Source organism: Acetobacter lambici (assembly GCF_011516885.1).
In the GTDB taxonomy this organism is placed as follows: Bacteria; Pseudomonadota; Alphaproteobacteria; order Acetobacterales; family Acetobacteraceae; genus Acetobacter; species Acetobacter lambici.
In genome coordinates this window covers 59,568-81,169 of record NZ_WOTD01000008.1, presented here as the reverse complement: position 1 = coordinate 81,169, position 21,602 = coordinate 59,568, and the positions used below count along the sequence as shown (strand labels likewise).

Genomic DNA, 21,602 nt, shown 5'->3' with positions numbered 1-21,602 from the left:
ACATACGATGCTCACGGGTATTTGTCTGCACCAAAGCGGGTCAGAAGGTCAGTTCAATGTTGCTTTGCACAAAGGCGCCAGAAGAGGCTCCGGCGTCTATCATGCTGCGCGAGGCAAAAATATATTCTCCGTCAATGCCAAGCGTAATGTGGCGTGTGGCCCGCCATGTAAAGCTGGCCTGCGGCATGGTGGCCGTGTAGGCCCCGTGTGGGCGGTAGGCGTAAAAGGCGGTGCCACTGGCGTAAATGGCGTCCTGTCGGCTGTTGCGCCATACGGCTGGCACCTTGAGCAGCAGGGTGGTGTTGGGGGTCGGTGCAATGGTGGCAATGGGGCCGACGTCAATCAGGTTGGACTGGCCAAGATAGGTGCTCATATCCAGGTAGTAGGCGCTGGGCACGAAGGGGGAGAGAAAGCTGCCCCACGAACTGTTCTGATTCTTGTTCATGTTCCCGCCAGACACATCGTCCACCTGTATGCCAATGGCCGGGTGGCCGGGCCACTTTGCAAACCGCCAGGAGAGTGTTGCGTCAATGGCATAGGCGGAAACAGGGCGTGATGGTCCGTTTTTGGCCGCGCGGAATTCGCCCCCCTGCCACATGGCCCCAACCGAAAATTCAAGTGGGCCGGCATTGCCCCATATGCGCGTGCCCGGTGTGTCGCGGTGGGTGGAGCCAGCAATGGAACCTCCCGCCAGAGTGGGCAGGCTGCTCTTGGAGAGAATGGTCCCCAGATAGAACGTATCCACAAAAATCTGGCTGTTGCGGCCCATGAACTTGAAGCTGGGCACGGCATAGGACGTATAGGCCCCGAACAGGCGCGAACTCCAGCCAACCTGATCGTGGAACATGGCGGCAGGCGCGTTGTTGGTCAGGGTCAGGTAAAACCCGTCTATGCGGAAGTTTTTCCAGAACGCATATCCACGCAGGCCATTCCACGAATACGGCAGGGAGGGGTACACGCTGCCTGCGGTAAAGTAGGGTGGCGCGTCCAGAAAGGTCATGCGCCCCGCCATACCACCTACGGTTGCATCCAGCACCTTGCCGCGCACTTCCACAAACGCCTGCTGCGCGTCCAGCCTGCTGCGCCAGCGGCCCCCGGCATAGCCATAATAGTTCACACCCGCAGCCTGACCGCTCATCAGTTCCCCATACAGGCGCACATGTTCACCCAGATGCAGGTCTCCCCCCACATTCCAGCGGAAGTTGTTGCGGTAGGCGGGGTCTTTTTTGGTCGCGCCAAAGCCTGCGCGCTGGTCATAAAAATTGTGCTGGCGGAAGTTGCCACTTAACGTCAGGTAAATATCGCCATCCGTGTTGAACGGAATGTATTTGAGCGCATCCATGGCATCCAGCCGGTTGCGCTTGTCGCGTAGGCTGGACCAGTCCTCCGCCCAGCGGGACACGGCATAATACCCCACGGTGCCAAACCCGGCGGCTGCCCCCGTATTGGCGTTGAACACCCCCCATGGCCCCTGATGCAGGAGTGCTGTGGGCAGTGGTTTGAGCTCAAGCGACTGTGGCTGGCCATAGGCTTCGGGGCGGCTGGTCAGGGGGGGCAGCAGGCGGGTGTTATCCCAAAAGCCGGGCTGGGGGGCTGCGGGTACAGGCGGGGGTGTTACCGTAATAATACGCGCCCCTCCTGTAACCTGCACAGCGGCAGGCGTGGTGGCAGGTGTGGCCTGCTGTGTGGTGGGTGGCGTATGCGGCATATGCAGGTATGCGGCATTTGGTGCGGTTTCGGCCCATGCGGGGGCTGCCCACAGGCAGAGCACGACCGAGCCCGAGGCCAGCAGGCGTGCGCGCGTGGCTGTGGCGGGGCCGTAACAGCGCAGACCGGGCAGGGGCGTGTGCGTGGCGCGGGCCAGTTCTGCGGGGGAGTATTCGGTGATTACGGTCATGGGCCGAGGTCACTTCTTGTTATTTTTATAGGATCGACAATTCATTCAATTAATGAATGACTTATATTACTATTATTGCTATAACTGCGATTATGTCATATCGCATTTGCGTGTGGTGCATTCCTTTATACGGGATACACCACACGTATTCGATAAAAAAATTGGGAAATTTTGTTTATTGAACGGTATTTTTTCTAAATATTGTTAGAAAAAATACAACTCAGGCAGAGCGTGCCCTGTTGTGGAGCGTATGCAGGCAGGTTTGTGTGCGTGTTGCCAGCCGGATGTCGTGCACCGTGGTAACAGCCTGTTCTGCTTGCCTGCGCCATGTGGCGGACATGCCCGTGGGGGAGCAGATGTTTCTGGTGCTGCCAGCAGCCTGTGTGTTGGGTTCGGTTGCACTCAGCACCGTTGCAGGCTGGCGGGGGAGAAGGCGTTGCATTGTGTGTTCGAGCGTTCTGGTCGTGCTGGCATCGGTCTTGGGTAGAAGAGTTGCCAGAATACGCGCAGCTTCGGGCTTGCCCTGTGCGAGTGCGTGCATCACATCGTCCCACCCATGCGGGCGGGAGAGTGCTGTTGCGGTCTGGGCCACGCCATCATGCGTTGCCATGTAAAGCACATGGTCTGTTCTGCTGCTCTGCATGCTTGGGGGGAGGGGTTTGTCCTGGGTTGCCATAACGCACAACCCTGCGGACAGGCAGACAAGCAGGGCAGACAGGAGTGGGCGCAGTAGTCGCACGATGTGGGTTTCTCCCTTGGTGAGAGAGACAGTTGCATGGTGGAAAATGGCGCGGACATGGCAAGGGCGTGGCATGGGTGCGAAAGGTTGCCCCCCAAGAGCGGGATGGCCTATAGGGGGCGGAACAGATCGGAAGGCGCGCACGCCGGGTTTACGGTCGCCTGCGGTTGTTGGGGCGGTCGGGTATTCTCCGTGCGCCGTTTTTCCTGATGCGTGATTTGGCTCGACTAAGGAATGAATGACATGAGCGCTTCTCTCTCTGCTTCAGAGATCACCCGCCTCCAGAGCGCGCTGCGCCGCCTGCTGGGTTCGCCTGAACTGACCGTCAACCCGGCCCCGCGTGCGGGCATGTCGGTTGAACTGGCCGTAAAGGGTGAAGTGATCGGCACCATCCACCGTGATGATGAGGATGGTGACGTCAGCTACGCCGTGAACATGGTGGTGCTGGAAGAAGACCTCCCCCGCGCCTGAGGTTGCGGTTCTAACAAAAAAGCCAGTCTTCCGGGGTGGAAGGCTGGCTTTTTTTTATAGGTGTATGTGGTGGTGTGTCAGGCGTTCGAGGGGGTGGCCGACGCCTGCATCATGGGTTCCCGCCGCATGGGGAATTCCACGTTGGTAATTTTCCACCCCCAGCCCTGAATGCGCAGTTCAACACGCAGTGGTGTTTCCCGCTCATGGCCGGGCAGGGGCAGTTCCATAACAAACTGGTCCAGCCGGTTGAAGTGGACAGACGCCCGCGTGGCCAGCGATGCGAATGACGGTGTGGCAGGCTGTGCTGCGGGGGCCGAAGCCGGCAGGGCCTCATCCATCAGTGTGCCAAGGTTGGCCTGCGTGACCGTGGTATCCACCGCGTTGGACACGGCAGAGGACGCAAAGGACGAGCCAAAATCTGGCAGTTCGTCGGCTGCGGGCTGAATGTTCAGGTGCAGGCCAGCCAGTGTCTGCCGCTTGAGGGAGGCATCCAGTGCCCCCCAGTTGATCATGCGCCCAAGTGCTGTGGCATCGTGGTGTTGCAAATCGGATGCGACAGACCACAACGTAACAAAGGGGGAGGCCAGATATAGGCCAAACGACGCGGCTGCCGTGGCAACACACACCCGGCGCGCGGTCTGGTGGCGGGGCAGACTGGCTGGCCGGACTGTGGGTCCGGGTTGGGTGGAGGTTGTCATGTTACACATTCCTCGTATGCGTTCGTTGCAATTCTTATATACCAGATACCTTCTTCTAACCAGATAATAATGTGTACGGTTCCATACGTTATTACAAAAATATGACCTTTGTTACACGGCGTTAGGTCGCCCATAACGTGCATGGCCACCATATGGCCGTTCAGATGTTCAGTAGCGGGTAAAAGAGACCAATGAAGCTTGACCTCAGCGAAAACGAAATCCAGCGCTATTCTCGCCACATTTTGTTGCCCGAGGTCGGCGGCACGGGTCAGGTCGCGTTAAAGAACGCATCCGTGCTTGTTGTGGGGGCTGGTGGGCTGGGTGCGCCGGTGGCGTTGTACCTTGCCGCGGCAGGTGTGGGCCGAATCGGTCTGGTGGATGACGATGTGGTCGAACTGTCCAACCTCCAGCGGCAGGTGCTGCACACCACGCGCGCCGTGGGGCGCAAAAAGGTGGACTCCGCGCACGAACAGCTTGCGGCCCTGAATCCTGAAATCAAGGTGGAGGCATGGGATGTGCGGCTAGATGCCCAAAATGCCGATGGCCTTGTGGGCCGGTATGACCTTGTGTGTGATGGATGCGATAACTTTGCCACCCGCTACGTGGTCAATGCCGCGTGTGTGCGGGCGGGCAAAGTGCTGGTTTCTGCCGCAGTGCAGCGGTTTGAGGGGCAATTGGCCACATTCAGCCCCGAACGGGGTGGGGGGTGCTACAACTGCCTGTACCCCGCAACCGATGGTCAGGCATCTGGCCTGAGTTGTGGGGAGGCCGGGGTATTTGGCGCGGTCACGGGGGTTATGGGCACCTTGCAGGCCACTCAGGCGTTAAAGGAAATACTTGGCCTTGGTCACTCCGGTGTGGGGCAATTGCTGATGTGGGACGCCCTACGCATGAAGTTTACAACCATGACCCTGAGTGCCGACCCGGCCTGTAAGGTTTGCGGCGGAGGGCACGCTCATGGCTGAGACCTCTCCCCCCCCCTGTGATCTGGCGTTGCTGATTGTGGAGGCCCGATACGAGCGGATTCACGCGGCTTACATGCTGGCGGCTACGGCTGCGGCCATGGGGCAGACAGTTCTGCTGTTTGGCATGGGGGCAGGAGTCTGTGCCTTTTGCCGGGACTGGAACGGGTTGGAGCAGGCCGAGGGCGCGCAAATGCGCGACCGTGCGGGGGTGGCCGGGCTGGATGTGCTGCGTGATGCGGTGGTGGATATGGGCTGCGTGTTCATGGTGTGCGACTCCGGCGTAAAAACCATGGGTCTGGTCGCGCAGGACCTGCTGGTGGAGGTTGAAACCGCAGGCCTGCCGAGTTTTTTTGACCGGGCGGGCTCCGCCAGACAACTGGTGTTTTAAGGGGTGCGGAATTACGCAAAGGCAGGTTTGAACAGGGTTGTGGCGCATGCCTGTTCTGGCGTGCCGCGCAAACCAGCGCATGAAGTGCGCGCAGCCTCTTGCCCCGGCGGCGCTCTCTTGGCAGGGATGCAGCCATGATGTGCACTCGCTCCTCTTTCCGGTTTCGTCTGCTTGCCTGCGTGGCGGGCTGTGTGGCAGCTTTTTCTGGCATCACGGCGTCTGCCGGTGTTGCGGCCGATGGTGTGGCACCTCCGCTCCATAAGCACCACAAACATGCTCTGGTGGCCCCACAGGCCACAACGGCGCACAAGGCCGGTAGCAGCAAGGCTACGGCCAAAAGTGGTGCCTCAGCTACGGCGGCTGGTAAAAAAAACAAACATCATAAAAAACACGATCAGGCCACAGCACAGGCCAGCACAGCCCACCATGCGGCTGTGCACCACCATGTTGCTGCTGTTGCAACCGGTGCCGCGGTAACGGCTGCGGCGGCGGGTGCGGCAGGTGCTGCTGCCGCACCGCCCGATATGGGCGCCCCCGATGCCGGTATGCAGAACGACCCCGCAAAGGGCAGTGTGACCGGTCTGCCGCTCCCGCGCTATGCCGCGCTGCGCTCGGACGAGGTGAACATGCGCGCAGGGCCGGGGCAGCGTTTTCCCATTCTGTGGGTGTATCATCGTCGGGGTATGCCGGTTCGGGTGGAACGGGAGTTTGATGTCTGGCGTCTGGTGGAAGACCAGACCGGGCAAAAAGGATGGATGCAGCAGGCAACACTGGCGGGTGGTCGCGATTTTCTGATCCCCGGTGAACCACCGGGGGATGAGACCCCCATTCCCACACAGGCCGGTAAGGATGGTGAAAAAGCCTTGCCCTCGGGCCATATGGATGCTCGGGTCATAGCCAGTGCGGGCACGGTGCAGGAGGCCGCAAAAATGCCAGGCGTTGTGTTCATGCGCGCCAATGCGAGCGAGGATGCCGCCATTGTGGCCGTGCTGCGACCGGGCACAGTCGGTTCGGTCAGGGAGTGTGCGGCAGGCTCGGCCTGGTGCAAGGTCTCGGTCAAGCAATATAACGGATGGGTGCCCCGCCGGGCCATCTGGGGTGTGGATGCGGAAGACGTGATCAACCCGTCCTGATCTTTCCGGCGGACTGTTAAGGAGAAGTGGGTTTATGTCTCTTGTCACAACGCCGGATTACAAAAAAACAGACGCAGCGGCCTGCCGCACCAAGATTGTTGCAACACTTGGCCCTGCTTCTTCCGATTATGCGACCATCCGCGACCTCGCTCTGGCGGGGGCGGATGTGTTTCGCTTCAATTTCTCCCACGGGACCCATGCCGACCATGCCAGCCGCCATGCGCTTGTAAGGCAGATTGAGGGCGAACTGGGCCGCCCGATTGGCATTCTGGCCGACATGCAGGGGCCAAAGCTGCGTGTCGGGCATTTTAAGGACGGCAAGGTGGTGCTGGTAGCAGGCGCATCTTTCCGGTTTGATTTGTCTGATGAGCCAGGGGACACCACGCGGGTGCAACTCCCCCACCCCGAAATTATCAAGGTGGCAACACCGGGCAGCCGCTTGCTGATGGATGATGGCAAGCTGGCCGTGGTGGTGGAGCATACCGGCCCGGACTGGCTGGAAACACGGGTGGAAATCGGTGGCCCGCTCTCCGACCATAAGGGTGTGAACGTGCCTGACGTGGCTCTGCCCATTCCCGCCCTGACGGAAAAGGACAAGGTCGATCTGGCCTACGCACTGGAACTGGGGGTGGATTATATTGCCCTTTCCTTTGTGCAAAGGCCGGAGGATCTGGTGCAGGCGCGTGCGCTTGTGGGCGAACGCGCGGCACTGCTGGCCAAGTTGGAAAAACCGCAGGCTGTGGAAAATCTGGCCGCCATTCTGGCGCTGAGCGATGCGGTCATGGTCGCGCGGGGTGATCTGGGTGTGGAACTGCCGCCAGAGAGTGTGCCCCTTATTCAAAAACGCATCATCCGCGAGGCGCGCAGGCTGGGCAAGCCGGTGGTCGTGGCAACCCAGATGCTCGAAAGCATGATAGCCGCCCCAACCCCCACGCGGGCGGAGGCGTCGGATGTGGCCGCGGCGGTGTTCGATGGGGCGGATGCGGTCATGCTTTCGGCGGAATCGGCTGCGGGGCAATACCCGCGAGAGGCTGTGCGGATCATGAACCGTATTTTGTGGCGGGTGGAGCAGGATGCAGGCTGGCAGGCCCACATGGCCGCAGCCCGGCTGGCCCCGGAGGATTATGTGGCCGACGCCATAGCCAGTGCTGCCCAGCAGGTTGCGGCTACACTCCATGCACCCGCCATTGTAGCCTATACGCATAGGGGGGCCACAGCCCTGCGTATTGCGCGTGAACGCCCGACATGCCCGGTGCTGGGGGTAACCCCCACAGCACAGGCCGCACGGCGGCTGGCCCTTGTGTGGGGGGTGCGGGCGTTTGTCAGCCCACCCCATACGGTGTCCACCACGGTTGAGCGGATGGTGGAGGAGGCGCTGGACGTTGTAGCCCGTGCGCAGGTCGGGGTGGCGGGGGATTCGGTGGTTATTGCCGCAGGCGTGCCCTTTGGCGTAAGCGGCTCCACCAACCTGCTCAGGGTTGCCAGAATTCCCTGAGCGGTATGCGCAGCACTGGTGCCTGCCGGTGGTGACAGGCCCCCTGCGGCAGGGTATGTGCGGGGGTCGGAACCGGGCGAGGGCCGTATTGTCGGCCCGTTGGCATGGTAAGGCGCAAGGGACTTAAATGGTAACCTCATTACGGAACGGCTTGGTCAGGCGGAATGTGCTTAAAGGGTTGTCCGGCCTGTCTGCCGGGCTGCTGCTGCCACCCGTTAGGGCACAGGCTTCCGCCGCGAATGCAGGTGCCGCCAGCACGGCTGTCCCACCAGATGTGACCACCCAACCTCCCCGGCAATGGGGGGCGGATGCTCCCCCCTCCTACGCGCCTGATCCCGACGTTGTGGTGATCGACCGTTCATTCCGTGATCTGGTGAGTGGTAACGCCACCATCCATCGTGTGTGGAATGCGGGGACATGGATAGAAGGTCCGGCATGGTCAGCCGAGGGACGCTACCTGCTATTCAGCGACACGGTCACAAGCCGCCAGTACCGTTACCTGTGGGAGACGGGCGAGGTCACGGTTTTTCGCCCCGAATCCTATCATTCCAACGGCAATACGTTTGATTATGTGGGCCGCCAGATTTCCTGCGAGCATTTTTTACGTCGCGTTGTGCGCTGGGAGCATGACGGGTCGGTGCATGTTATGGCTGACCATTTTGAGGGCAGGCCCCTTAACTCCCCCAACGATGTCATTGCCCACCCTGATGGCAGCATCTGGTTTACGGACCCGGGTTATGGGGACAGTGTGGCCGAAGGGCATGCCGACGCCGCAGGGGGGGAGGCCAACCCCGATGGCCGTATCCGCTGGCGGGTGGGGGAGGAACTGATCGGGGCCGTGGGGGGCATGCATAAGCAGTCCGACCATACCTTTAGGGTGGACCCTTCCGGCCGGATTGATGTTGTGCTGACGCAGGAGCAACTGCCCAACCCTAACGGGCTCTGCTTTTCGCCTGATTTTTCGCACCTGTATGTTATTTCCACAGGGCGACAGAGTGGTGCTGGCGGGCACGATGGAGACCTGTCCGTGCATGAATTTGACCTGCACAAGCAAGAACTCCCCCTCTCCAACCCGCGTCTGTTTACCAACATGCGCTTTGAGGGGGTGCAGATGATCCCCGATGGGCTGAAGGCCGATATTTACGGCAATCTCTGGTGTGGGGTCGGTGGGCCGCTGGGCCTGTGTGGGGTGTTTGTTTTCAACCCCGAGGGGCATCTGATCGGGCGCATCCGCCTGCCTCATGGTGTGTCCAACCTTGCCTTTGGTGGTCCCAAGCGGGACTGGCTGTTCATGTGCGCGGGGGAATCGCTTTACCGGTTGCAGGTCAATACCCAAGGGGCTGGCCCGGCCTGAGGATGTTGGACGGGAGTGTTCCCACATTCAGCCACAGCGTAGCCCTATGCGGGCGGCCCTGTCTGGCGGGTGGAGGGGTTACACGCGTTTTTTCAGAACCAGTGGCAGCAGGGCGAACAGACCGCACAGTGTTGCGGCAAAAAGTGCCAGACCATGCGGGCTGGCCTGCATGGCCGCAGCACTTATGGCCGGGCCGGTAAAGCTGCCCACACCCCATGCCAGCGAGCACAGCGCGTAAATGGCAATCAGGTCTCCATCGCGGTAGCGGTTACCGGCTGCGGCCATGGCTACGGAATACAGGCTGGCAAATGCGCCATCCCATACAAAGAGCAGCGGGTAGGCAAAAGCTGGGTGGCGCATGGCCATGGGCCACAGCAATGCGCCACCACAGGCCAGCAGGGCCAGAATAATAAGCAGATGACGGCGGTTGGTGCGGTCGCCCACCCAGCCAATGGGCACCTGCATGACCGTTGCCCCCAGCAGCATGATGCTGAGCAGCAGTGTGGCGGCCCGTTCGCTCCAGCCCGACTGAATGGCGTAGAGTGCCAAAAAGGATGTGGCCGCGCCGTCCAGCATGGCGATCAGCAATGTGGCGGTAATGGCAATGGGGGCCAGCCACAGGTAACGCCAGAGCCGGTGCCGCGTGGGGGCCGCTGGAGGTGGGGCCACCATCCATGGCGCCAGTGTGATTGTGGCGGCAACCAGCAGAATGGCGGCAGTGCCAAAAAAGGGCAGGTTGCCCTGCCGCCCGGTTATGCTGAGCAGGGCCGGACCACTGGCAATGCCAACAGAAAGCAGCGTGCTGTACAAGCCCATAACGCGGCCACGGGCATGGTTGTCCGTTATCTGGTTTAGCCAGCTTTCGGACAGGACCAGAATCACCTCACAAAACGCGCCCAGCAATACGCGCAGCGGGAACCATGGCCAGACAGAACTGCTGAGCGGAAAAAGCAGAAGTGTGAAGCCGCCTCCCACCAGAGCCAGAAAAATGGCCCGTCTTGGTCCAAGGCGTCTGGCCAGACGGGGCATAAAAGGGGCAATGGCCAGCGCACCGACTGCATGCATCATGCTGTTGGCGGCCACCATGCCCGCACCATAACCCCGGTCGGTCAGGTCGAGCGTAAAAAGGGGAGCCCCCAGACCCATGACCAGCCCAAAAACAAGGCCCAGAAAAGTAAGGGTGGCCGTGGGCAAAAAATGGATGCGTGGATCTGGATTGGTTGCGTGGCCCGGCATGCGGTCCTTTGGGGTGTTTGGCGTTGTAAGGTGCTGGGCAACCTTAAAAACTGTGGTGCTTCAGCCTGTTGGCGGGGCGCTTGGCTACGGGCGGGCAACGGGTTGCCGTGGGGGGCGGGATAAAAAAATAAGCGGAGTCGATGGGTAAAAGCACCCCCTTGGGTGGGGCTTGGGTCTTTGTGGTAGTGCTCTGGTTCTGACGCACGCATGGCTCAGGTCAACCCCCATGTGGGGTGGACATAAGAATTTTACGTGCATTCTGGTGCCGGGAGGGCTATCTGTCGGCCACGCAAACACCACAGCGATCGCTGACCGCCCTTTCAAGCATGAGGGGGCGGTATGGCGCGCAGGAGCAATCAGGCCGACTTCATGGATATCCGCAATATCGCCATCATTGCACACGTCGATCATGGCAAGACCACTCTCGTTGACGAACTGCTGAAACAGTCTGGCTCTTTCCACGAGCATCAGCACGTTGCTGAACGCGCCATGGACAGCAATGATCTGGAACGTGAGCGTGGTATTACCATTCTGGCGAAATGCACTTCTGTTGTGTGGAAAAATACCCGCATCAACATTATCGACACGCCCGGACACGCCGACTTTGGCGGGGAAGTGGAACGTATTCTTAGCATGGTGGACGGCGCGGTTGTGCTGGTCGACTCCGCTGAGGGCGCTCTGCCCCAGACCAAGTTCGTTGTGGGTAAGGCTCTGGCCCGTGGGCTCAAGCCGATCGTGGTTGTGAACAAGATCGACCGTGGCGACGCCCGCCCCGACGAAGTTCATAACGAAGTGTTCGATCTGTTCGCAGCTCTGGGTGCGAATGACGAACAGCTCGATTTCCCCATGCTGTACGCCTCTGGCCGTCAGGGCTGGGCCGATCTGGAACTGGAAGGGGCCCGCAAGGACCTTGCTCCCATGTTCGACCTGATCCTTAAGCATGTGCCGGCTCCCATTCTGGACAAGGAAAAGCCGTTCGCCATGACGGCCACAATCCTTGAAAACGACAACTTCCTTGGTCGCGTGCTGACCGGTCGTGTCGAACAGGGCCGTGCCCGCATGAACATGCCGGTCAAGGTGCTGCGCGCGGACGGGTCCGTGGTCGAAACAGGCCGTCTGACCAAGCTGCTCTCCTTCCGTGGTCTTGACCGCGTGGCGGTTGAAGAAGTGGAAGCAGGGGACATCGTGGCCGTGGCCGGTCTGTCCGAAGCGACTATCCCGGATACGATTGCCGCACCCGAAGTTGCCGAACCGCTGCACGCTATTCCGGTTGACCCGCCGACCCTGTCCATGACCTTCCGTCTGAACGACGGCCCTCTGGGTGGTCGTGAAGGCAAGAAGGTGACGTCGCGCCAGATTCGTGACCGTCTGTTCAAGGAAACCGAAAGCAACATTGCTATTCGTGTGACCGACAGCCCCGAAAGCGAAGCGTTTGAAGTGGCAGGCCGTGGTGAACTTCAGCTTGGCGTGCTGATCGAAACCATGCGTCGTGAAGGGTTTGAACTGACCATCGGTCGTCCGCGCGTGCTGTTCCGCACGAACGAGGAAACCGGTGAGCGTGAAGAACCGTACGAAGAAGTCACCATTGACGTGGACGAACCCTATTCCGGCGTGGTCGTGGAGAAAATGTCTCTGCGTAAGGGCCAGATGCAGGATATGCGTCCCTCCGGTGGGGACAAGGTCCGTCTGACCTTCATCATCCCCTCACGCGGGCTGATCGGCTACCACGGCGAATTCCTGACTGACACGCGCGGTACGGGGATCATGAACCGTCTGTTCTTTGGGTATCAGCCTTATGCTGGCACCATTGAAGGGCGTCGCAACGGGTCGCTGATCTCGGCTGAAGATGGTAACACCACAACGTACTCCCTGTTCTCTCTGCAAGAACGTGGCACGCTGTTTGTGGATGCGGGCGAAAAAGTTTACGTCGGCATGATCATTGGTGAGCATTCGCGTGAAAACGATCTGGAAGTGAACCCGGTTCGTGAAAAGAAGCTGACCAACATGCGCGCCTCCGGCAAGGACGAAGCACTTATGCTGACCCCGCCGCGCCGTATGTCCTTGGAACAGGCCATTGCTTACATTGAGGATGATGAACTGGTTGAGGTGACCCCCTCTGCCATTCGTCTGCGTAAGCGTTACCTTGATCCGAATGAACGCAAAAAGCGCTCCAAAAGCCGCGAAGGCTGATTGGGATAAGGGCCACGCGCAAGCGTGGCCCTTGTTTTTTCGGACGTTAAGGGAACTAAGGTTACTCTGTGGCACGGATCACTTTTTTTCCGTGCATTACAGACATGAAAACTAGGCTGCCCGATTCAGAACCAAGGAAAACCGCCCTTTCAGGGTGGTTTTTTGGTTGTGCCCTCCTGGAATATGGCAAAAATATGGCATGAGTGCGTTAAACTCATAATAAGTGTAAATATTGCGCAAATTTTAAACGCAGACGGCCTGTTTATCCCGTGATATGCCTGAAGTCAGAAACCGGCTTAAGGTTTTACGCACGGGATGGTGCAGTAAAACCCTAGGAATTCTAGCCGGTTGTATTGGAGATTTAAGGAATGATTTCTCGTCGTCTGCTCGCAGCTCTTTCCACTGTCGCTCTGATGGGCGCTGCTGTTCCTTCTTTTGCTCAGGAAGCTGCTGCTCCTGCCGCACCGGCTGTTGCCGCACCTGCTGCTCCTGAAGCCGCTGCACCTGCTGCTGCCGAAGAAGGCAAGAAAGCTGAAAAGCATGCTGGCAAGCACGCTGGTAAGCACGGTGGCAAGCATCACGGTAAAAAAGGCGCCAAGAAGGGTGCCGAAGGTGAAGCCGCTCCGGCAGCTGAATCCGCTCAGTAATTCTTCCACACCGATGGGTGGAGCGGCGTAGCCAGCCCACCCGCATTGTGGAGGCATGAGTGCCTGACGCAAAAGGGCCAGAGAGAACACTCTCTGGCCCTTTTGCTATGTATATGGGCAGCTAAGGATTAGCCGTAGCGGCTCAGGGCCAGATCTAGGGCTGGTATGTCGGTCTTGCGGCCATCAATCATGTCTGCAATCAGGCGGCCAGAGCCACAGGCCATGGTCCAGCCCAGTGTGCCGTGGCCTGTGTTGAGCCACAGATTGCCAAATGGCGTAGCCGGGCCAATAACTGGCGTGCCATCCGGTGTGCAGGGGCGCAGGCCGGTCCAGTACGTCGCAGCACTCAGGTCCCCCCCGCCGTACAGTTCGGAAAAAGACAATTCCAGCGTTTCCCGCCTGTCCGGGCTGAGTTTGAGGTTATAGCCGGTCAGCTCCGCCGTGCCGCCAACCCTTATTCTGTTGCCCAGCCGTGTGATGGAGACCTTGTAGGCGGCATCATTGACTGTAGCGACCGGGGCGTGGCTCTCATCCGTTAAGGGGAGGGTCAGGGAGTAGCCTTTAACGGGGTATACCGGCAGGTGCAGGCCAAGAGGGCGGAGCAGACGCGCGCTGTAGCTGGCCAGCGCCATAACGTAGGCATCCGCGCTCAGGTGACCGGCACTGGTCCGGACGGAAACAACCGTGTCCGCCGTGGCGTCCAGCCCCTGAACAGTGGTGTTGTAAAGAAAACGCACCCCTCTGGCTTCCGCCATGCGGGCAAGCCGCAGGGTAAAGACCTGAGCATCCCCCGACTGGTCGTTGGGCAGGAAAAGACCGCCCTTGAGCAGATGTGCCGCATGGCGCAGCCCCGGTTCGTGGTCCAGGATGTCGTCAACACCTAAAAGCTGGTGGGGAATGCCGCTTTCGGCCAGCAGGCGCATATCGCGCTGGCTTTTGCTGATCTGCCTGTCGGTGCGGAAAAGCTGGATCAGTCCCTGCTGGCGGTCATCATAGGTTATGCCGGTTTCTTCTCGCAGGGCGTCAAGGCAGTCGCGGCTGTATTCGGCCACACGCAGCATGCGGGCTTTGTTGAGCGCATAGGACTGGGCATTGCAGTTTGAGAGTAACTGCCGGATCCAGCGCATCATGGCCAGATCCAGCCGTTTACGAATGACCAGTGGGCTATGGCGTGGGTGCAGCATCCATGTCATGGCCTGCCAGGGCAGCCCCGGCGCGGCCCACGGAGAAGAATAGCCGGGGGAGACCTGCCCCGCATTGGCAAAGGATGTCTCCTGTGCCGGTGCGGGCTGGCGGTCAATAACGGTCACGTCATGCCCCAGAGCGTTCAGGTACCAAGCAGACGTAACGCCCACAACACCAGCGCCAAGGATAATGATTTTCACGGCTTCATCCTTATAAGAGGATGGGAGAAATTTCTCCCGCCAGTATGGAAGCGGGGCCTGTGGGCTCCCTGCCTTTGATCACCTACCCTGCAAAGGGGGTGGTATTATGGCAGTCCACCCCGCAGGCAGGGGGGAGTGGATTACGCGGCGGGTACGCCTTTGCTGGTCGAATATTCAAAGTGCAAAGCCTGCTCAGGGTAAATAATGGGGTGGATGGCGTGGGCCGCCATGGCGGCTTCGCTAAAGCCTTGCAGGATGAGCTTGAGCTTGCCCGGATAGGTGGCCACATCCCCAATGGCAAAAATGCCAGCAAGGCTCGTCTCGCAATTGGAGGGGGTTACGGGAATGGTGGACCGCTGTGTGTCCATTCCCCAACGGGCGACGGGGCCAAGGTCGGTTGCCAGACCAAAGAAGGGGAGCAGCACATCCGCTTCGAGCATGCGGGTTGCGCCGTCCATGTCGGCTACTTCCACACCGCTGAGAGCGCCATTGGCCCCATGCAGGCCGTGGAGCTGGTAGGGTACCACTTTTTCAATCTGTCCGGCGGCCACGGCCTCGTCGAGCTGGCGCAGGCTTTCGGGCGCGCCACGGAAGCGGTCGCGCCGGTGGACCAGATACAGCTTGGCGGCTGTGTCCTTGAGCGAGAGCGCCCAGTCCAGAGCCGAATCCCCGCCACCGGCAATAACAATACGCTTGTTCTGGAAGTCCGCCTTGCGCCGCACATAGTATTGCACGGCGCCACTTTCCTCATACGCGCCCAGGCCATCCAGCGGCGGGCGGTTGGGGCCAAAAGCGCCAGCACCTGCTGCAATAATAACGGCTTTGGCGTGCAGGTGGGTGCCTTTGTCGGTGGTAAGGGTAAAGTCGCCACGCTGCCCGGTCAGACCTTCCACGCGGTGTTTGAGCAGGCGGGGGATGTCGAACGGCGCAATCTGGCGTTCCAGATTGGCAATCAGTTCGGCCCCTTCCACGGCGGGGCAGGCGGGAATGTCGTAGATCGGTTTTTCGGGGTAGAGGGCCGCGCACTGGCCGCCGACTTCGGGCAGCACGTCAATCAGCACGCAACGCAGGCGCAGCATGGCGCATTGGAAAGCGGCAAACAGCCCGGCCGGGCCTGCCCCTATAATGGCAACGTCTGTTTCTGCGGGGATGACTGACATGCGCAGGGTCCTGCTCTTAAGGTTATGCTAAGATTCAAAGCCCTGTTTTGCGTCAGCGCCGGTCTGGACGCAATGGCAAATGGCGTGTTCTGGAGCATATTTGGCAGGGGTCGCGCAGCTTGCGCATATGGGCGGCAAAGGCAGGCCCGGAGCATCCGGGCCTGCGGGTAAGGGATCAGGCTTTGGCCAGTTCCTTTTTGAGCCGTTCGTCCAGCACGTCCAGGAAGGGCTGGGTATCCAGCCACTGGGCGTTTTTGCCAACGAGCAGGGCAAGGTCCTTGGTCATCTGCCCGCCTTCCACCGTATCGATGCACACTTTTTCCAGCGTGTTGGCAAAGTGTACCACGTCCGGCGTGTTATCAAACCGGCCGCGGTAAGCCAGCCCACGAGTCCATGCAAAAATGGAGGCAATGGGGTTGGTGCTGGTGGGTTTGCCCTTCTGGTGTTCGCGGTAGTGGCGCGTCACTGTGCCGTGGGCGGCCTCGGCCTCCACCACATCGCCAGAGGGGCTGAGCAGGACGGATGTCATCAGCCCAAGGCTGCCAAAGCCCTGTGCCACAATGTCGCTCTCCACGTCGCCATCGTAGTTTTTGCAGGCCCATACGTAGCCGCCGGGCCATTTGAGCGCGCAGGCCACCATGTCATCAATCAGGCGGTGTTCGTAGGTCAGGCCCAGTTTTTCAAACTCGGCTTTGAACTCTTTTTCGTACACCTGTGCAAACACATCCTTGAACATGCCGTCATAGGCTTTGAGAATGGTGTTTTTGGTGGACAGGTAGACTGGCAGCCTGCGGTCCCGCCCGTAGGAGAGGGAGGCACGGGCAAATCCTTCAATGGAAGCGCGGGTGTTGTGCATACCCAACGTAACGCCGGGGCCTTTGAAGTCATGCACATCCAGCGTAATGGGTTCGCCCCCATCATCTGGCACATAGTTCAGGGTGACCTTGCCGGGGCCGGGAATTTTTGTTTCCGCCGCACGGTAGATATCCCCATAGGCATGGCGGCCAATGACGATCGGCTTGGTCCAGTGGGGAACCAGACGCGGCACGTTGGAGCAGATGATCGGCTCGCGGAAAATGGTGCCGTCCAGAATGTTGCGGATGGTGCCATTGGGCGAGCGGTACATTTTTTTCAGACCGAATTCCGTCACGCGGGCTTCGTCCGGTGTGATGGTGGCGCATTTGACCGCAACGCCGTAGCGTTTTGTGGCTTCGGCGGCGTCAACCGTGACCTGATCGTTTGTGGCGTCGCGGTGTTCGATGCCCAGATCGTAATATTTGAGGTCAATATCCAGATAAGGCAGAATCAGCCGCTCGCGGATGAAGTGCCAGATAATGCGGGTCATTTCATCCCCGTCCATTTCCACAACCGGGTTTTTGACCTTGATTTTAGCCATGATTACCAATCCATTTCCGACATGGTTTTTTTGTTGTTCTCACAAATGCTGCGCAATATGTATGAGCGTCATGCACTGTATGGATTGAACAGCTTGCCGCAGCCGTAAACAGCCCGGCAGTTCACATTCGGGACAGGAATGGTCGGTTTTGTGTGGATATCTGGCGGAAACAGGCCAGTTTATGCAGGCCGTGCCCTGCCCATCACATTCCGGTCAGGTGGGGCAAAGGGAGTATGGTGGGCTGGAGGTCGCGCCTTACACCCTTATGGAGTTGCGTGCGCTAACGTGTGGGGGGCACCGACTGTAAAATAGGGTCCATGGGTGCGGTCATCTGTGCTTTTTTTTGCACAAGAGCCGAGTTCTCCTGCTCCTGAATCAGCCCGATCTCGCTCCCGAACTGGTCGGGGGTATACAGCCCTTCGCGCAGGTGCTGGGCGGCTTCCACCCCCTTGGAAGCACCTTCCATATAAATGGGGGCATAGGGGCCATAAGCCTGCCGTCCATATTTTTGCGTGGCTCTGGCAAGGCAGCTCATCAGCTTGCTCATATTATCTTCCGCCACCTCTCCAGGGCGGGTCTGGTAGGTGTCCAGACAGGCCTGTTTGGCATGGTATAATGCGGATTCCGCCGGTGGTGTGTTGGGTAGCGGCGCAGTGGCTGCACAGGCGGGGAGCAGGACCAGCGCGAGCAGGCTTATGGGGGGCAACGGGCTTTGCATTATATGGTCTTATGCCATTGCCGCCGTGTTGGAAAACACATCATGGAGGGATTCTGGCCTGAGCCAGCGCGTTAGCTGTGCTTTTTTGCCCAAGCGCCTGTGTTTGCGCAGGGCATTGCCGAGCCATTGAGGTGTAACTGGCCCACATGACGCAAAAAGACATCAGGTGATGCCTGAGTGCGTGAGTGGTTTAATTTTACTGGGAATATATGCTGGGGCGAACGACGGGACTTGAACCCGCGACCACCGGTACCACAAACCGGCGCTCTACCAGCTGAGCTACGTCCGCCGCACAGCAAGCGGACGTTTAGAGAAAAGAGTGTGGTCCGTCAATTGGATAATTGCGCAATGGGTGGAAAAAACCGTCTTACCGGGTTTTCCATGCTTCCAGCCGGTTCAGGGCTTCTATCAACACTTCGGGGCGTTTGCAAAAGGCAAAGCGGATCAGGTTGCGTGGCGGGTTGGTATCATAAAACGCGGAGGCGGGAATGGCTGTTACGCGGGCCTGTTCCGTAAGCAGGCGCGTAAACGCCACGTCGTCCAGCCCGTTAGCCAGAGGGGTAATGTCGGCCATAACAAAGTAGCTGCCCTGATAAGGCAGTACGTTAAAGCCCAGCCGTTGCAGGCCGGAGGCAAGGATGGTGCCCTGCGTGGCCATGCTTTGCGCAAGGGTGGCAAAATAGTCCGTATCCTTGTTCAGGCCAAAGGCTACGGCACGTTGCAGGTTGGGAGCGGTTGCAAACACAAGGTTCTGGTGGGCCTTGGCCACAACGCTAGCCAATGGGGCAGGGGCTGTGACGTACCCCACCTTCCAGCCGGTCAGGGAAAAGCTTTTGCCTGCGCTGCCAATACGCACGCAGCGTTCGCGCATGCCGGGCAGGGACATGAGGGAGATATGGGGCGTATTGAACACCAGATGCTCATAAACCTCATCGCAGATGGCGAATGTGTCGTGCTGCTGCACGAGTGAGGCGATAAAAGCCAGTTCGTCGGCTGTGAACACCTTGCCGGTCGGGTTCATGGGGGAGTTGAGGATGATCGCCTTGGTGCGGGCGGAAAAGGCATTGGCCAGTGCGTGCCTTGGTAATGCCCAGTCCGGCGCTTCCAGCCGCACAATGCGTGGAATGCCCCCCAACTGGCGGATAACGGGCAGATAGGTGTCGTATAGGGGTTCCATCAGCACGACCTCATCCCCCGGCTCGATCAGCGCCATAAGGGATGCGGCCAGTGCCTCGGTCGCGCCGGATGTGACGACGATTTCCGAATCGGCATCCACCGTAATGCCCTGAAAACGCAGATTGGCCTGTGCCACCGCCGTGCGCAGCTCGGGCAGTCCTGTTAGGGGCGCATACTGGTTCTGTCCGTCAAGCAGGGCATCGGCGGCAAGGCGAATCATGTCCTGCGGGCCTTCCTGGTCAGGAAAACCCTGCCCCAGATTAACAGCGTCGTGCTGGCGGGCCAGTGCGGACATAACCGTAAAAATTGTGACAGGGAGAGCGGCAAGTTGGCTGTTAAATGCTTTTGTCATTGCAAATTCCCTTGCCCGGCAGGCGGAAAAGAAGAAAGAAGGAGACGGAACCGAAACGGTCGGGGTGAAACCTGAGTTTAATGCTTTACCGATACAAATTCGCATCTACCCGATTGCCCGACGGGTCAAGCCGTGCAAGTGTGTTCGGGTCTGGTGCCTGAGGTTTGTAACGGGTCAGGCAAAAGAACAAGAGAGTACAGGCCCCCATGTGGGTCCAGCAACGGTGTGTTGACGACGCGAGATGAAAAAGATCGAGGCCATTATAAAGCCCTTCAAGCTTGATGAAGTGAAGGAAGCCCTTCACGAGCTCGGGTTGCAGGGTATTACCGTGATCGAAGCCAAGGGTTTCGGACGCCAGAAAGGCCATACAGAGCTTTATCGCGGCGCTGAATACATTGTTGACTTTCTTCCTAAGATGAAAATCGAGGTTGTCTGTCCCGCTTCCATGGTGGAGCGCGCTGTGGAAGCTATTTCCACGGCCGCGCGCACCGGACGGATCGGCGATGGCAAAATTTTCGTGATTCCGGTGGATGATGTAGTTCGAATCCGCACGGGTGAGCGAGGGGAAGACGCGATCTGATTTTTGCTGCATGCCAGCAGGATCGGGCAAGGCGGGCTCCACAATTCCACAGCATGTTTCCGCAGGGTGCGGAACACAACAGGCTTTTTAGGTGAAGAGAGCATGGTGAAGAAAACAGCTTCGGCGGGCGACAGCAAGGCTGCTGCAATTGCCAAGGTTTTTGACCTGATTCAGGAACATTCGGTCGAACTGGTTGACCTGCGGTTTACGGACACGCACGGCAAGTGGCAGCACACGTGCCAGCACGTCAGCACCATTGAGGAAGACAGCTTTACCGACGGCTTTATGTTCGACGGGTCTTCCATCGCAGGGTGGAAAGCCATTAACGAAAGCGACATGGTTCTGCTGCCCGACCCCACGTCGGCTGTTATGGACCCGTTTTCCGCCCGTCCGCAGCTTATCCTGTTCTGCGATATTATCGAGCCGTCCACCGGGCAGCCCTATAACCGCGACCCGCGCTCCACCGCCAAGCTGGCCGAGCAGTATCTGAAGTCCTCCGGTCTGGGTGACACGGCCTTTTTTGGCCCCGAAGCCGAGTTCTTCATTTTCGATAACGTCCAGTTCGGCACGGGCCCCAACTATGGCACCTACCAGCTTGACAGTATTGAAGGCCCCGACGCGTCCCTGAAGGACTACCCCGAAGGCAACATGGGCCACCGTCCGGGTGTTAAGGGTGGTTACTTCCCCGTGGCGCCAGTTGACAGCGAAAGCGACCTGCGCGCTGAAATGCTGGCAACAATGGGCGAAATGGGCCTGGCCATTGAAAAGCACCACCATGAAGTGGCGCAGTCCCAGCATGAACTTGGCACCAAGTTTGAAACGCTGGTCCGCTCCGCTGACTTCATGCAGATCTACAAATACTGTGTGCACAACGTGGCGCACTCCTATGGCAAGACCGCCACGTTTATGCCGAAGCCGATTTTTGGCGATAACGGCTCGGGCATGCATGTCCATCAGTCCATCTGGAAAGACGGCAAGTCCACCTTTGCTGGCAATGGTTATGCGGACCTGTCCGATACGGCGCTGTATTACATCGGCGGGATCATCAAGCACGCCAAGGCTCTGAACGCCTTTACCAACCCGTCCACCAACTCCTACAAGCGTCTGATTCCGGGCTTTGAAGCACCCGTGCTGCTGGCTTATTCCGCCCGCAACCGTTCTGCTTCGTGCCGTATTCCGTACGCAACCAGCCCGAAGGCAAAGCGCGTTGAAGTGCGCTTCCCCGACCCCACGGCAAACCCCTATCTGGCATTCTCCGCAATGCTGATGGCGGGTCTGGACGGTATCAAGAACAAGATCCACCCTGGCGATGCCATGGACAAGGATCTGTACGACCTGCCGCCCGAAGAACTGAAGCAGATCCCGACAGTTGCTGGCTCCCTGCGTGAAGCGCTGGAAGCTCTGACTGCTGATCACGAGTTCCTGCTTGCTGGTGGCGTGTTCACCAAAGACCAGATTGAAAGCTACATCACCCTTAAATGGAATGATGTGTACCGCTTTGAACACACGCCGCACCCGGTTGAGTTCGAAATGTACTACTCCGTCTAATACCCCGCCCCTAGGGGCTGAGTATGTGGATGATAAAGGCGCGGCCCTCTTCTAGGGGCCGCGTTTTTTTATGA

At 59.2% G+C, this 21,602-nt stretch carries 19 protein-coding genes and 1 tRNA gene; 10 read left to right on the top strand and 10 right to left on the bottom strand.

The features are described 5' to 3' along the window. Positions 1 to 40: 40 nt before the first annotated feature. Together GOB86_RS06200 and GOB86_RS06195 are read right to left on the bottom strand one after the other, a co-directional pair. The gene (locus GOB86_RS06200; RefSeq protein WP_165991490.1) at positions 41 to 1,897 is read right to left on the bottom strand and encodes an alginate export family protein; all 1,857 of its coding nucleotides are present in this window, start codon (positions 1,895 to 1,897) and stop codon (positions 41 to 43) included. A 220-nt stretch (positions 1,898 to 2,117) separates the two neighbouring features. Then, positions 2,118 to 2,636, bottom strand: a complete 519-nt coding sequence (locus GOB86_RS06195; RefSeq protein ID WP_253543740.1) for a hypothetical protein — start codon at positions 2,634 to 2,636, stop codon at positions 2,118 to 2,120. A gap of 243 nt (positions 2,637 to 2,879) precedes the next feature. On the opposite strand from GOB86_RS06195, the gene GOB86_RS06190 reads away from it, so the two are divergent. Then, entirely contained in the window at positions 2,880 to 3,107 is a 228-nt protein-coding gene (locus tag GOB86_RS06190) for a DUF3126 family protein (RefSeq protein ID WP_025826241.1), read from the top strand. A gap of 77 nt (positions 3,108 to 3,184) precedes the next feature. On the opposite strand, the gene GOB86_RS06185 is transcribed toward GOB86_RS06190, so the two are convergent. Continuing rightward, positions 3,185 to 3,805 carry a DUF2939 domain-containing protein gene (locus GOB86_RS06185; RefSeq protein WP_242012527.1) on the bottom strand — a complete coding sequence of 207 codons (621 nt, stop codon included), beginning with the start codon at positions 3,803 to 3,805 and terminating at the stop codon, positions 3,185 to 3,187. 191 nt (positions 3,806 to 3,996) lie between these two features. Here GOB86_RS06185 and GOB86_RS06180 point away from each other — a divergent pair, with 191 nt between their 5' ends. The 5 genes from GOB86_RS06180 to GOB86_RS06160 all read left to right on the top strand — a co-directional run bounded on the left by GOB86_RS06180 (position 3,997) and on the right by GOB86_RS06160 (position 9,140). Continuing rightward, on the top strand, positions 3,997 to 4,770 hold the full coding sequence (locus tag GOB86_RS06180) for a HesA/MoeB/ThiF family protein (protein ID WP_165991488.1): 774 nt from the start codon (positions 3,997 to 3,999) through the stop codon (positions 4,768 to 4,770). Further along, positions 4,763 to 5,158, top strand: a complete 396-nt coding sequence (locus GOB86_RS06175; protein WP_165991487.1) for a DsrE family protein — start codon at positions 4,763 to 4,765, stop codon at positions 5,156 to 5,158. Before GOB86_RS06180 ends, GOB86_RS06175 begins: the two co-directional genes overlap by 8 nt. Before the next feature lie 134 nt (positions 5,159 to 5,292). Next, positions 5,293 to 6,291, top strand: coding sequence for an SH3 domain-containing protein (locus tag GOB86_RS06170; protein ID WP_165991486.1), 999 nt, complete (start codon positions 5,293 to 5,295; stop codon positions 6,289 to 6,291). A gap of 34 nt (positions 6,292 to 6,325) precedes the next feature. Then, positions 6,326 to 7,786: a pyruvate kinase gene (pyk, locus tag GOB86_RS06165; protein ID WP_165991485.1), complete on the top strand. Its 1,461-nt coding sequence runs from the start codon at positions 6,326 to 6,328 to the stop codon at positions 7,784 to 7,786. A gap of 127 nt (positions 7,787 to 7,913) precedes the next feature. After that, a complete protein-coding gene (locus GOB86_RS06160; protein ID WP_165991484.1) occupies positions 7,914 to 9,140 on the top strand; it encodes an SMP-30/gluconolactonase/LRE family protein in 1,227 nt (408 codons plus the stop codon). Positions 9,141 to 9,218: 78 nt separating this feature from the next. Here GOB86_RS06160 and GOB86_RS06155 read toward each other — a convergent pair whose 3' ends face one another. Next, positions 9,219 to 10,376, bottom strand: coding sequence for an MFS transporter (locus GOB86_RS06155; protein WP_165991483.1), 1,158 nt, complete (start codon positions 10,374 to 10,376; stop codon positions 9,219 to 9,221). Positions 10,377 to 10,745: 369 nt separating this feature from the next. Here GOB86_RS06155 and typA point away from each other — a divergent pair, with 369 nt between their 5' ends. Further along, positions 10,746 to 12,566: a translational GTPase TypA gene (typA, locus tag GOB86_RS06150; RefSeq protein ID WP_165991517.1), complete on the top strand. Its 1,821-nt coding sequence runs from the start codon at positions 10,746 to 10,748 to the stop codon at positions 12,564 to 12,566. Between the two features lie 368 nt (positions 12,567 to 12,934). After that, positions 12,935 to 13,213, top strand: coding sequence for a hypothetical protein (locus tag GOB86_RS06145; RefSeq protein WP_165991482.1), 279 nt, complete (start codon positions 12,935 to 12,937; stop codon positions 13,211 to 13,213). Positions 13,214 to 13,341: 128 nt separating this feature from the next. Here the strand turns inward: GOB86_RS06145 and GOB86_RS06140 are convergent, their stop codons facing one another. The 6 genes from GOB86_RS06140 to GOB86_RS06115 form a co-directional block, all read right to left on the bottom strand. Further along, complete coding sequence (locus GOB86_RS06140) at positions 13,342 to 14,598, bottom strand: D-amino acid dehydrogenase (RefSeq protein ID WP_165991481.1); 1,257 nt, start codon at positions 14,596 to 14,598, stop codon at positions 13,342 to 13,344. Positions 14,599 to 14,738: 140 nt separating this feature from the next. Further along, entirely contained in the window at positions 14,739 to 15,758 is a 1,020-nt protein-coding gene (locus GOB86_RS06135; RefSeq protein WP_165991480.1) for an NAD(P)/FAD-dependent oxidoreductase, read from the bottom strand. Positions 15,759 to 15,933: 175 nt separating this feature from the next. Then, positions 15,934 to 17,154, bottom strand: coding sequence for an NADP-dependent isocitrate dehydrogenase (locus GOB86_RS06130; protein WP_165991479.1), 1,221 nt, complete (start codon positions 17,152 to 17,154; stop codon positions 15,934 to 15,936). Between the two features lie 280 nt (positions 17,155 to 17,434). After that, positions 17,435 to 17,872: a hypothetical protein gene (locus GOB86_RS06125; protein ID WP_165991478.1), complete on the bottom strand. Its 438-nt coding sequence runs from the start codon at positions 17,870 to 17,872 to the stop codon at positions 17,435 to 17,437. A 213-nt stretch (positions 17,873 to 18,085) separates the two neighbouring features. Then, positions 18,086 to 18,161 (bottom strand) — tRNA-His (locus tag GOB86_RS06120). A 78-nt stretch (positions 18,162 to 18,239) separates the two neighbouring features. Further along, positions 18,240 to 19,400 carry an aminotransferase gene (locus GOB86_RS06115; RefSeq protein WP_165991477.1) on the bottom strand — a complete coding sequence of 387 codons (1,161 nt, stop codon included), beginning with the start codon at positions 19,398 to 19,400 and terminating at the stop codon, positions 18,240 to 18,242. A 241-nt stretch (positions 19,401 to 19,641) separates the two neighbouring features. Here GOB86_RS06115 and GOB86_RS06110 point away from each other — a divergent pair, with 241 nt between their 5' ends. Together GOB86_RS06110 and glnA are read left to right on the top strand one after the other, a co-directional pair. Continuing rightward, the gene (locus GOB86_RS06110) at positions 19,642 to 19,980 is read left to right on the top strand and encodes a P-II family nitrogen regulator (RefSeq protein ID WP_025826259.1); all 339 of its coding nucleotides are present in this window, start codon (positions 19,642 to 19,644) and stop codon (positions 19,978 to 19,980) included. A 102-nt stretch (positions 19,981 to 20,082) separates the two neighbouring features. Further along, the gene (glnA, locus tag GOB86_RS06105) at positions 20,083 to 21,528 is read left to right on the top strand and encodes a type I glutamate--ammonia ligase (RefSeq protein WP_086645185.1); all 1,446 of its coding nucleotides are present in this window, start codon (positions 20,083 to 20,085) and stop codon (positions 21,526 to 21,528) included. Positions 21,529 to 21,602 lie beyond the last annotated feature (74 nt).